General features: G+C 72.0%; 11 protein-coding genes. 7 read left to right on the top strand and 4 right to left on the bottom strand.

From position 1 onward, the window contains the following. Positions 1-19: 19 nt before the first annotated feature. Positions 20-1,108, bottom strand: coding sequence for a 23S rRNA (guanosine(2251)-2'-O)-methyltransferase RlmB (rlmB, locus tag AB0M46_RS05935; protein WP_363333193.1), 1,089 nt, complete (start codon positions 1,106-1,108; stop codon positions 20-22). A 2-nt stretch (positions 1,109-1,110) separates the two neighbouring features. After that, entirely contained in the window at positions 1,111-2,517 is a 1,407-nt protein-coding gene (gene cysS / locus AB0M46_RS05940; protein ID WP_363333194.1) for a cysteine--tRNA ligase, read from the bottom strand. A gap of 70 nt (positions 2,518-2,587) precedes the next feature. On the opposite strand from cysS, the gene AB0M46_RS05945 reads away from it, so the two are divergent. From AB0M46_RS05945 to AB0M46_RS05955, 3 genes are all read left to right on the top strand, one after another. Next, entirely contained in the window at positions 2,588-3,220 is a 633-nt protein-coding gene (locus AB0M46_RS05945) for a helix-turn-helix domain-containing protein (protein WP_363333195.1), read from the top strand. Between the two features lie 188 nt (positions 3,221-3,408). Next, complete coding sequence (locus tag AB0M46_RS05950) at positions 3,409-3,891, top strand: MarR family winged helix-turn-helix transcriptional regulator (RefSeq protein ID WP_363333196.1); 483 nt, start codon at positions 3,409-3,411, stop codon at positions 3,889-3,891. Continuing rightward, a complete protein-coding gene (locus tag AB0M46_RS05955; protein WP_363333197.1) occupies positions 3,830-4,528 on the top strand; it encodes a maleylpyruvate isomerase family mycothiol-dependent enzyme in 699 nt (232 codons plus the stop codon). The genes AB0M46_RS05950 and AB0M46_RS05955 overlap by 62 nt, the downstream gene beginning before the upstream one ends. A 389-nt stretch (positions 4,529-4,917) precedes the next feature. Here AB0M46_RS05955 and AB0M46_RS05960 read toward each other — a convergent pair whose 3' ends face one another. Together AB0M46_RS05960 and AB0M46_RS05965 are read right to left on the bottom strand one after the other, a co-directional pair. Further along, positions 4,918-6,507, bottom strand: a complete 1,590-nt coding sequence (locus AB0M46_RS05960) for a DUF885 domain-containing protein (protein WP_363333198.1) — start codon at positions 6,505-6,507, stop codon at positions 4,918-4,920. Between the two features lie 29 nt (positions 6,508-6,536). Next, entirely contained in the window at positions 6,537-8,141 is a 1,605-nt protein-coding gene (locus AB0M46_RS05965) for a restriction endonuclease (RefSeq protein WP_363333199.1), read from the bottom strand. 137 nt (positions 8,142-8,278) lie between these two features. Between AB0M46_RS05965 and AB0M46_RS05970 the strand changes: the two genes are divergently transcribed. The 4 genes from AB0M46_RS05970 to AB0M46_RS05985 all read left to right on the top strand — a co-directional run. Beyond that, complete coding sequence (locus AB0M46_RS05970; RefSeq protein WP_363333200.1) at positions 8,279-8,827, top strand: GNAT family N-acetyltransferase; 549 nt, start codon at positions 8,279-8,281, stop codon at positions 8,825-8,827. Between the two features lie 61 nt (positions 8,828-8,888). Continuing rightward, complete coding sequence (locus AB0M46_RS05975; RefSeq protein ID WP_363333201.1) at positions 8,889-10,283, top strand: hypothetical protein; 1,395 nt, start codon at positions 8,889-8,891, stop codon at positions 10,281-10,283. Continuing rightward, on the top strand, positions 10,280-10,999 hold the full coding sequence (locus AB0M46_RS05980) for a hypothetical protein (protein WP_363333202.1): 720 nt from the start codon (positions 10,280-10,282) through the stop codon (positions 10,997-10,999). Before AB0M46_RS05975 ends, AB0M46_RS05980 begins: the two co-directional genes overlap by 4 nt. Then, a partial coding sequence (locus AB0M46_RS05985; protein ID WP_363333203.1) for a hypothetical protein occupies positions 10,999-12,132 on the top strand: 1,134 nt, incomplete at its 3' end. The genes AB0M46_RS05980 and AB0M46_RS05985, both read left to right, overlap by 1 nt.

Raw genomic sequence — 12,132 nt, forward strand, 5'->3', positions numbered from 1 at the left:
TAGGGGCGGTCCTCAAGATCTACAGAGCGCGACGACGTGCTACCTCGGCGAGGGTCACGGCGGCGGCGACAGAGGCGTTCAGGGACTCCACATCGGACACCATCGGGATGGCCACGCGTAGGTCACAGGTCTGGCCGACGAGCCGGGACAGGCCGCGACCCTCCGATCCGACGACCACGACGAGCGGGCCGACGGCGGCCTCCAGCGCGTACAGCGAGGCCTCCCCGTCCGCGTCGAGGCCGGCGACGACGAAGCCTTCTTCCTGACACTGCTTGATCGAGCGGGTCAGGTTGGTCACCTGGGCCACCTTGACCCGGGCCGCGGCGCCGGCGCTCGTGCGCCACGCGGTCGCGGTGATGGCGGCCGAGCGGCGCTCGGTGAGGAAGACGCCGTGGGCGCCGAACGCGGCCGCGGAGCGGATGATCGCGCCGAGGTTGCGCGGGTCGGTGATGCCGTCGAGGGCGATGAGCAGGGGCTGCGGGCTCTCCAGCGCCGCGGCCAGCAGGTCCGCGAACGGCTCGTAGGCGAACGGGGGCACCTGGAGGCCGAGGCCCTGGTGTAGTACACCCCCGGTCATGCGATCGAGTTCGTTGCGGGTCACCTCGAGGATCGCCACGCCCCGCTCGGCGGCGGTGCGCACGGCCTCCTTGACCCGCTCGTCCATGTCGATGCCGAGGGCGACGTAGAGCGCGGTGGCCGGCACGTGCGTGCGCAGGGCCTCCACCACCGGGTTGCGCCCGACGAGCAGCTCCGGCCCGTCCTTGGGCTGCGCGGCCTTGCGCCCCGGCGAGACCCGCGTCTTCTGCGGAGTCCCCTTCTTCGCCGCTGTACCGAACGGCCCCTTGCCGGCGGTCCGCTTCGTCCCGGGCTGGCCGATCTTCGGGGCGCGGCCCTGGGCGGCCGCGGCCCGCCGCTCCTTGTCCTGCTTCCAGGCGGTGCGCTCGGGCAGGGGCTCGTCGCCGGAGTACCCCTTGTGCCAGGGGCGTTCGTCGGCGGGCAGGGTGCGGCCCCGCCCGGCCAGCGACTGGCGGTTCTTGCCGCCGGAGCCCTTCGTCGCGCCCTTCTTCGAGGCGACCCGCTTACCGCGGCGTTCGGAATTTCCAGGCACGACTAATGCTCCAAGGTCCATCGGGCGCCGGCCGCGGTGTCCTCCACCACGACGCCGGCCTGGTTGAGCTGGTTGCGCACCGCGTCGGCGGCGGCCCAGTCCTTGCGTGCGCGCGCCGCCGCCCGCTGTTCGAGGGCGAGCGCGACCAGCGAGTCTACGACCTTCGTCAGGTCGCCGGCCTTCGACTGGCGCCACTGCGGGTGCAGCGGGTCGACCCCGAGCACGTCGAGCATGGCCCGCACCTGCGCCAGCGCGCTCCGCACGGCCGCGGCGTCGGCGCTGGTCAGGGCCGCATTGGCATCCCGCACCGCGTGGTGCAGCACCGCGACGGCGCGCGAGGTGTTCAGGTCGTCGTCCATCGCTTCCGCGAACTCCGCCGGTACGTCACCAAGCTCGCCATCGCCGACCAGCTCCGCGGCGCGGAGCACGAAGTTCTCCAGCCGGCGGTAGGCGACGGCCGAGTCGCTGAGCGCCTCCGGCGTGAAGTCGATCACCGAGCGGTAGTGCGGGGCGAGGAGGTAGTAGCGCGCCTCCACGGGCCGTACCCCCGAGTGCTCCAGCGACTCGAGGGACACCACGTTGCCGATCGACTTGGCCATCTTGGCCCCGCCCAGGTTCAGCAGGGCGTGGTGCACCCAGTAGCGGGCGAAGCCGTGTCCGGCCGCGCGGGACTGCGCGATCTCGTTCTCGTGGTGCGGGAACTGCAGGTCGAGCCCGCCGCCGTGGATGTCGAACTCGGTGCCGAGGTAACGCCAGCACATGGCGGAGCACTCGATGTGCCAGCCGGGCCGGCCGGGCCCCCAGGGCGAGGGCCAGTAGGCATCGGCGGGCTCGTCGGCCTTGACGCCCTTCCACAGCGCGAAGTCGAGCGGGTCGCGCTTGGCCCGCTCGGGCCCGTCGGCGGCCGGCGCCATCGCGTCGGGCCGCTGCCCGGACAGCGCGCCGTACTCCGGGTAGGAGCGCACGTCGAAGTACACGTCGCCGCTGCCGTCCATGGCCGGGTACGCATGCCCGTCGTCGATGAGCTTCTTGATCAGCTCGTGCATCTCCGGGACGTGCCCGGTCGCGCGCGGCTCGTAGGTGGGCGGCAGCACGCCGAGCCGCTGGTACGTCGCCGCGAGCAGCTGCTCGTTGGCGTAGGCGATCGACCAGAACGGCTGGCCGGCCTCGGCGGCCTTCTGCAGCACCTTGTCGTCGATGTCGGTGATGTTGCGGATGAACCGCACCGCGAACCCGGACTTCAGCAGCCACCGGCGCAGCACGTCATAGTTGACGCCGGAGCGAAGGTGGCCGATGTGCGGGCCGGCCTGCACCGTGAGCCCACACAGGTAGATGCCGACCTGCCCGGGCGTCATCGGGACGAAGTCCCGGACCGATCGGGTGGCGGTGTCATACAGGCGTAGGGTCACGAGTGCAAGAGTAGCCGCCGGGGCGCCTGCGTATGGTGTGCCCCTTCGGCGGGTCACATAGCCTTGGGCGGTGGCAACCGAGACGGCGCAGACCCTGGACCGCGGGCTGCGGCTGCTCCACCTGGTCGCCGACACGCCGGCCGGCCTCACCATGACCGAGGCCGCCGTCCACCTGGGCGTCGGCCGCGCCGTCGTCTACCGCCTGGCCGCCACCCTCGCCGAGCACGGCATGATCCGCCGCGACCGCTCGGGCCGCCTCCGCCTGGGCGCCGGCGTGCTGCACCTGGCCCGCCGGGCCCAGCCGCTGGTCGCCGACGCGGCCCTGCCCGCCCTGCGCCGCCTCGCCGAGTCCGTGGGCGCCACCGCGCACCTGACCATCGCCGACGGGGGAGAGGCCTACGCGCTGGCGGTCGTGGAGCCTTCGTGGACGCAGTTTCACGTGGCGTACCGGACCGGCTCCCGTCACCCGCTGGAGTCCGGCGCCGCGGGCAAGGCCATCCTCGCCGGCCGCCGGGGCGATCACTCGGCCGTGACGACGACCGGCGAACTGCAACAAGGCGCCCACGGCGTGGCCGCCGCCGTCGCGGGCGTGGAAGGCCTGGAGGCCAGCGTGGGCGTGGTCGCCCTGACCGACCTCGACCCGGTGACCGTCCCCGCCGAGGTGATCACCGCCGCCGCCGCAATCGCCCGCGCCCTCGCCTAAGTGGTCCTCGGCGTTCATTCGTCGGGGGTTGGAGCCAGGCGGTGGGGTCGTTGAGGTAGAGGTCGCAGGCGCAGTCGAGGGCGTCTTCGGGGCTGCCGGCAGGTAGCCCGTTGGGTAGGAACGAGTCTTCGTAGCCGTCGCGGCTGGCGAGGTAGATCGCGAGACCTTTATATGACATCATTGTTGTCATGTTGCGAGATCGGGGCTCCCGTCTCTACGAGGTTATTCAGCAAGTCCGGCCACTCGTGCTCAACTCCGCCCGGGTGGTCGAGGCATCGCTGAAGCCACTGGGCCTGACCGTCGGAATGCGTGCAGTCCTCGAAGTGCTCGCCGAGCATGGCCCTGCCACGGTCCCTGCCATCGGCGAACGCTTGGACCTTGCTCGACAGGGCGTGCAGCGTCACGTCAACGATCTGATCGAGCGAAACCATGTCGAGAGCCGCGCCAACCCCGAGCACCGGCGTTCGGTCCTCATCGCACTCACCGACGTCGGCTCCGAGATGATCGGCCGAGTCGGCGACGACGAGCGGCGGCACCTGTCGCAGATGGCACAGGACTGCACCACCCAGGAGATCGCCGCGGCCGTCAAGGTACTGCAGGCGCTGAACCGTGACGTACGCCGGCGAGCACTTCAGCTCCACGATCACAGAGAAGATGATCATGATCAATGACCAGCAGATCTACACCTGGACCAGCCGCAACCGGCTGATGATCGTGGATGTTTTCGAATCGCTGGACGATGCCGATTGGAACGCGCCCACACTGTGTTCCGGATGGACCGTGCGCCACATGGCGGCGCACCTCGCCCAACCCATGATCGTCAGCTTTCCGCGGTTCTTCTTCACCGCGATGCGCTACCGGGGCGACACCAACAAGACCGTCGACCATTTCACCAGACGACTCGCCCGGACACCCCCGACGCAGCTCATCACCCTTCTCCGCGAACACGCCACCGACAAGGTGAGCCCGCCGCGAGTCGGCCCGATGGGACCGTTCGCCGAGACCTGCCTCCACCTGCGCGACATAGCCAGACCACTGGGCCTGACCGTCGATGTACCCATAGAGCACTGGCGTACCCTGTTGGACTACCTCGTCTCGCCCGCAGTCGTCCCCGCGCTCGCCCCGGCAGGCCGGCTCAACGGGCTCACCCTCGCTGCCACCGACACCGATTGGGTCACCGGGCACGGCCCCGAGGTACGCGGCCCCATCGAGGCCCTGGTGATGGCCGCCGCCGGACGGCCCGCCGCCGTTGCCGACCTCCAAGGACCCGGCCTACATACGCTCGAAAGCCTACTCACCACGCACTGATCTGCCGCGGACAACGGCCGCGCGTGCGGCACCAGCGTTAGACCCGACTACCGAGAGTGATGAGGTGCGGAACCGCCCGGCACAGGTGAGGCTAGGTGCGCCCTGGCGGAGTCACCGACCTCCGTCATAGCCAACTGAGATGGGCGCCAAGTACCTGACCGCCGCGATCGTCATCGCTGTCGGGTCGCCCGCGTTCGGGCACTTCGAAACCGCCCGCCTGGCCGCGTTCGAAGAGCACTACAACTTCGCCACCCGCCCATGCCGTGGCCGTGAGGGGGCCGGCGTTACAGATCGCGATCGGGCCGGAGATGCAGCCAGCGGGCGGTCCGCCGGACGGCTCCGTGACCCTTCGGGTGATTGCTGACGCCGACGGTGTGCAGGCCGGCGGGTCAGGAACCGGTGATGAGGTCGGCCAGGACGTCGAGGGGGAGCGGGCCGTGAGCCAGGACCTTGTCGTGGAACGCGCGGATGTCGAGGGTGGCGCGCGAGCGCTCCCGCAGCTCCTGGATTTTCAGGCGGCCGATCATGTACGCCAAGGCCTGGCCGGGCATGGCGATGTACCGGTCGACCTCGTTTTCGATGTTCGTCTGCGACAGGGCGGTGTTGGCGCGCATGTAGTCGATGGCGCGCGAGCGTGACCAGCCGAAGTGGTGCATCCCCGTGTCCACCACCAGGCGGCACGCGCGCCAGGCGTCGAACGAGACCATGCCCAGGCGGCTCAGCTCGCCGGTGTAGAGGCCCATCTCGTCGGCGAGGCGCTCGCTGTACAGGCCCCAGCCCTCGCCGTGGGCGTCGAAGTAGGCGAAGCGGCGGAAGGCGGGCAGGTCGGTGCGCGACTGGGCCAGCGCGATCTGCAGGTGGTGGCCGGGGATGCTCTCGTGGAAGGCGAGGGCCTCGTACTCGAAGCGGGCCCGCAGGTCCGGCCGGTGCGTGTTGACCACGTGGGCGCCGGGGCGGGCGGCCGCCGGCGGCATGTAGTAGCCCAGCACCGAGTGCTCGGCCTCGGCCGGGTCCATCTCGCGCACGACGCACGGCGCGATGTCGTAGTGCGCGAACCAGTCCGGCAGCGCCGCCTCGGCCTCGCGCAGCGCGCGCGTCACGGTGCCGACGATCTCTTCCGCGGTACCGAAGCGGAGGGTTCGATCTTCGCGGAGCCGGACGAGGACCTCGTCGACGTCCGTGGTGCCCAGTGCGCGCCCGCCCCGCTCGGCGAACTCCTCGCGCAGCAGCGCCACCAGCGCCAGGCCGGTCCGGTGGATCTCCTCGGGGCCGAGCTCGGTCGTGGTGTACGCCCGCACCACCCCGAGGTAGCCCTCCGCCCCGCCCGGCACGTGGCACAGCCCCGCCTGCTCGTCGTCCCGCGCGACGGGTAGCAGACGCTCCTCGAGGGCATCGCGGAACCGCACGACTGCCGGCCGTACCGCGTCAGCCACCACGTCCGTCGCGAGCCGCCGCAGCAGCGGGTCCCGCTCGAGCGGCGCGGCGAGGTAGGCGTCGGCCTGCGCGATGGCCTGCCGGACCCCGATCGCGGCCGGGAACCGCCCGTCGGCCGCGGCCTGCAGGTACCGCTCGACGTAGGCGTCGAAGAACCCCGGCAGCTTCTCCAGCCGCGCCACGTACTCCCCGTCGGTCCCGGTCCCCGCCGGCACGGTCGACACGACCAGCGCGAGCGGCCCGCTGCCCCCGGCCGTGACCCCGACCTCCACGACCCCGTCGGCGAGCACCCGCTGCCCGTCCCGTAGCAGCCGCCGCAGGATCGCGTGGCTGATCCGGTCCTCGCCGACGAGCCCGGCGGGGTCGATGCGGTCCAACTCCCCGGCGAGGCGGGCAAGCTCGGCGCGGTGCCGATCGGCGGCCGCCCGGCTCGGATCGGGCACCTCGGCCTCGTGCCCTGGCACCCCGAACACCCCGGCCGCGAACGGATCGGCCGCGTAGTGCCCCCGGAAGTACTCCTCGCCCACCCGGTCCAGCGTCTCCATCGGCCCAACGTATCGCGCGGCCCGTGCCGTCAGTCGAGTTCGGCCGGGTCGATTCGCGCCTTGAGGTCGGCGTGCTTGGCCAGCAGGTACAGCAGGTTCGGGCCGTCGAGGAGCTCGATCGGCTTGCCCGCGGCGAACTCGTGGGACGCGGGGCCGTAGCCGCTGGTGGTGACCAGGATGCCCTTCGAGGCGCCCTCGTTCTGCAGCGTGCCGTAGAGGTCCCGCACCGCGGACACGTCGACGGTGTGGCGGTACCGCTTGGCCTGGATGACCACCTTGCCGCCGAAGATCGGACGGTGGTCGAAGGCCACGCAGTCGACGCCGCCGTCGCGGGAGGCCTGGGTCTGCTTGGTGTCCAGCCCCATCTTGGTGAACAGGTTCTGGATCAGTGACTCAAACTCGCCCGGGGTGAGCTTCAGCAGGTTCGGCCGGTCGTCGAGGTCGGCCAGCACGTCGACCTCGTCGATGAAGCGCTTGTCGACCATGTCGAACTCCAGCACCGGCCGCACCGGGGCGAGCGCCTCGGGCCGCTTCGACACCGACGCGCTCAGGTGTTGCAGGCACGCCGCCGGGTCGACCTTGGCGAGGTTGAGCGCCATGAACTGCTCGCGGGTCGTGCGCACCGTGACTAGGCAGGGCCGGATGCTCTGGCCGGTGCGGGGATCGGTCGTGTCGACGACGCCGTTGAACGTCACCGTCTCCGCGAGCGCGGTGCGGTCCGCCTCGAACAGCTCGTGCAGCGTCCGCAGCGTCACCTGGGTGACGACCGAGGCGTACCGCTCCTTGATCTCCTTGGCCGGTCGGGCGGACGACGTCACCTCGTGGCGGGTCTTGACGTACTTGTACTCCTTCACCGCCGGGACGACCTCGAGCGGCGGCAGCTCGTACTCCACCACGAGCTGCCGGGACTCGGGAACATAGGCCAGCCGGTAGGTCTGCGGGAAGTCGTCCGGATACACGGAGTTGGCCAGCACGATGCCGAAGTAGTCGACGACCGCTTGCGGCTCGCCGGCTTGAAAGGCGGCCGCGAATTGGTCCACCTCGGCATTGTCGGCCGCGATCCGCGCCTCTTCCTGCTGGCGCCGCTGCTGATACGCCGCGTGGGCTGCGGCCACCCGGCGCTGCCGCTCGGTCTCGGTGGCGGCGTGCTGGCTCTGTGCCAGCTGGAAGCGCGAACGGGCCTCCGCCAGCTGCTGCTCGTACTTCGCCTTGCCGCCGAACACCTTGCCCAGCCCGGTCGGCGCCGCCGGTTCAAACTGCCGCCAGTCGGGCCCCGGCCCCGGCACCCCGTCCGGGCCCGGGTCGAACGGCGGGAAATGAAACGGCTTCTTCAGAAGCGCGAAGTCCACGTGGTCGTCCACGGTCAGGGTCGCCTGCAAAAGGTTCTCGAGCTCCCCGAGCTGCGCCTGCAGATCGGCGTTGTCGGCGGCGACCTCGGCCGCCCGGGCCTCCAGGTACAGGCGCTTGCGCTCGGTTGCGAAGGTCGCCCGCTGCGCGGCCTTCGCGGCCTCCTCGGCCGCCCAGCGCATCGCCTGCTGCCGCCGCACGTACGCCGCCTGCGCGCGTTGCTGTTCGCGTGCCTGCTGTGCGTGCGCCCGCTGAATCTGGGCGATGATGCCCCGCCGCTGCGCCACCTGACCTCCACGCCTCGTAGAAGGGCCCACACGCTACTGCAAAATGTGAATCGGCATCACTGGCCGAAATGACGACGTCGCTCCGGGTATTCACGACCCACCTGTGGTCACGCTCCGGCTGATCGGATGATGGGGGCATGTCCGTGCACCTGCAGACCGAGCGACTCGCGCTGCGGCGCATCACCGCGGGCGACCTCGACAACCTCGTGGCGCTCGATGCCGATCCCGAGGTGATGCGGTACCTCGGCCCGCCCACGCCCCTGCAGACCTGGCGGGACCAGGGGCTGCCGCGCATCCTCGCCTATTACGAGCACGGCGACGACCTCGGCTACTGGGCGGTGCAGGAGAGGGGCGCCGAGGCGTTCCTCGGCTGGGTGTTCTTCCGGCCGCACCGCGACATCGACCCGCCCGCGCCCGTTGACCGGTCCGGCATCGAGGTCGGCTACCGGCTGCGGCGGGAGGCGTGGGGCAAGGGCTTCGCGACCGAGGCGTGCCGGGCGCTCGTCGTGCGCGGGTTCGAGGCGCTGGGCGTCGAGCGGGTGTACGCCGAGACGATGGCGATCAACGCGGGCTCCCACCGGGTGATGGCGAAGTGCGGGCTGCGCCACGTCGCCACGTTCGAGTATCCGGGCGAGGGCGAGCCCGAGGTGCAGTACGCGGTCACCGCCCGGGAGTGGCGAGGCTAGGCGGGCCCCATCCGGCGCCACGAACGGGTGATGCGTACGGTAGGTGGCCGGGGGTGATCGGGTGACGGACGTGCGGACCAGGTGGCGGGCGCTTATCCTCACCGACCCGGTGGCCCGGCTGGTGCGCAACGCCCCGCACGCCAACATCCACGAGGCGTACGACCTGCGCCAGCTCGCGCTCGCGGCGATCGACCTCGCCGTCGCCTCGCTCGGGTTCGCCCGCTCGCTCACCCTGGCCGAGCTGATCGAGTCGACCGCCGAGCTCGCGGGGCGGATGCGGGCGCCCGGCGCCGACCCGGCCGAGCACGAGGACGCCGCCCGGTGGGTGGTCAAGGGGCTGCTCAACGACGCCGACCAGCAGCGGGCCTTCGTCTACACCTACGACAACCGCGAGGAGTACGCGTTCAAGCTGCTCCAGCTGCAGGACGGCGCCGACGGGGCGGTGGTGCTGGCCTCGCCGCAGGCCGTGATGCTGTACCTCAGCGGCCTGGACCTCGACGTCGACGACGCCGAGGCCGCCTTCTCGGTGGTGCTCCAGCGGCAGCTGCGCGACCGGCGGTTCGAGGCCGCGGGGCGCACCGCCGTGCAGGCCGAGCGGGCCTCGGTGGCCATGTCGGCGTCGCTGGCCGACGTCCTCGACGCCACGAAGCGCGACGTGCGCTCGGTCGACTGGGTGACCGACGTGCCGCAGCGCCTGGCCCGCGCCCGCGAGCACGTCGAGGCCCGCATCGCCGCCGACGCCGAGGTCCTCGACCACGTCGCGGCCGGCATCGACGCCGAGACCGACCCCGCCGTGCGCCGGGCCTCCGGCGACCTCGTCGACACGCTGCGGCGCATCCGGCAGGTCCACCTCGACCTCGCCGACCGGGTGAGCGGCGCACGGACGATCTTCATCCAGGCGCAGCTGCAGCAGGTGTTCGCCCGGCGCGTACACCTGCGGCTCCTCAACGTCGAACAGGAGCTGCTGCAGCCCGTCCTCCGGCTGCCCGCGGAGCAGGCCGCGACGGTCGCCGAGACGTTCGGGGACCGGGTGCTCGGCCTGCGGATCCCGCGGCTGCTGCAGCTGGACAGCCTGGTCGACGTACTGCTGGCGCCCCCGAAGGCCGAAGGGAACACCGACCTGGACGCCGAGGAGCCCGGCGAGACCGAGGGCGTGGACCCGCAGTCCTATCCGGCACACGTCGTGGCGGCCGCGACCCGCATTCTGCGGCGCGCCGAGGAACGGCCCGTCGCCCTTTCCGACCTGCTCAAGGACATTGACGACGGCGAAACGGCGGAATTGGTGATGCTGTCCGCGCTGTGGGCCTATGCGCCCGACGTCGCCGACCCCGAAGAACAGCGCTCCGCCGATGTGACCGCCCTCGTCGCCGAGCGCACCGGCGGGACGTTCGAAAACGCGATGGTCTGGGGCGACGAGCTGCTGGTGAAGTACGGCGAGGAGGAAGACGAAGCGTGACAGTGCCGATCGAGGACGTCCGGGCGGCGGCCGAGCTGGTCGCCCTGGGCCTGCGTGCCGGTGCCCGGCCGACCGACGCGAACCCGTACGGGCGGCTGCTGGAGCGCTACCGCGGCCAAACCCTCTTCCGCGACACGGTCGACACCGTCGCGAGTGGGCTCGGGCTGGTCGTGCTCGGCGCGCCGCCGCGGACCGGGCTCGTGCTGAGCACCCAGCCCGGCAGCGTCTTCGCGGTGCGCATGGGCGACCTGCGCAGCACCGGCATGTCCGCCGACGAGAAGCTCATCGCCGGCCTGATCGTGCTCGGCATCGCCGCGTACGCCTTCCCGCAGGAGGCCGACCTCGACAGCAGCGAGGTGAAGACCCTCGAGGTCGCCGCGCTGGACAAGTTCGTCCGCGACACGATCGAGCGGGTCCTCGCCGTGCCCGGCGACCCCGAGAGCGGCGACGGGCAGGCCCGCACGGCCGCCGAGCTCTACCGGCGCACCGCCGCGTTCCGGCCCAAGGACCGCCAGCCCGGCCCGGCCAAGGGCTGCACCCAGTTCGCCGTCGCCGAGGTCCTCGGCTGGCTGGTCGAGCGCGGCGCCGCCCGGCAGATGCCGCAGCTCGGCCCCAGCACCTTCCAGCTCACCGACCGCTTCCGGCTGCTGGTCGCCGACGTGGCCGGCGGCGAGGCGCTCGAGGCGATGAAGGCCGTCCGGGCGGGGCAGCGCTGATGGCGGCCCCCGCGCGGCTGTGGCGCATCCGCAGCATCTACCTGGACCGGATCGGCTCGGCCGCGGCCCGCTTCCGCGACGTCCGGATCGACCTGACCGGGCGCGACGGCGCCCCGCTCGACACGATCCTGTGGATGCGCAACGGCGGCGGCAAGTCCACCCTCATCGCGCTGCTGTGCGCGCTCATCCGCCCCGACCGGCGCGACTTCCTGGCCACCGCCACCACCGGCCGGCACCTGGAGGACTGCATCCTCGGCGCCGACACCGCGCACGTCGTCGTCGAGTGGATCGACCCCGCCGGGCAGTTGCTGGTCACCGGCGGCGTGTACGAGTGGGCCGACAAGGCGCAGCCGGCTGACCCCAACGCCGCCCACGAACGCCTGCGCCAGGCCTGGTACGCGTTCACCCCTTCGGTCGACACCCAGCTGCCGTTCGGCGCCGATCTCAAGGACTTCGTGCGGGCGGTCGAGGGGCTCCCGCACGAGACCGAGCCGGTCGTCACCACCAAGCAGGAGCGCTGGACCCAGGCGCTGCAGGACCGCGGCCTCGACCCGGGGCTGTTCACCGCCATCCTCAAGATCAACGCCACCGAGGGCGGCATCGAGCACCACTTCAAGTTCAAGACGGCGGACGACTTCGTGCAGTACCTGCTCGCCCTCGTCACCGAGCCGACCTCGGCCGGCAAGGTCGCCGGCATCCTGCGCACCACCCGCGACCGCCTCGCCCGCCAGCCGCGGCTGCGCGCCGAGATCGCGTTCTGCGACGAGGCCGTGGCCCTGCTCGCCGACCTGGACCAGGCCCGCGCCGCGCTGGCCGCCGCCGAGGCCGCCGCCGGGGCCGCCCGCGACGACGCCACCACGCTCGCCGCGTCGCTCACGGCCGCCGTCCAACTCGCCCTGGCGGCCGCGGAGTCCGACGCCGAGGCCGCCGAAGAAGCCCAGGATTCGGTACGGCGGGAGGCCACCCGAGCCGAACAGCTCGACGCCGAGGCGCGCCACTACCGCCGGCGCGCCGCCGAGCTCGCGCTGGCCGACGCCGAGTCGGCCGCGGCCGAGGCCGGCGCCCGGGTCGACGAGCGCCGCCACCGCCACCGGGCCTGGCAGCTCTCGCCGACCCCCATCCGCTCCGCGACC

The organism is Dactylosporangium sp. NPDC051485 (assembly GCF_040682015.1).
Taxonomy (GTDB): Bacteria; Actinomycetota; Actinomycetes; order Mycobacteriales; family Micromonosporaceae; genus Dactylosporangium.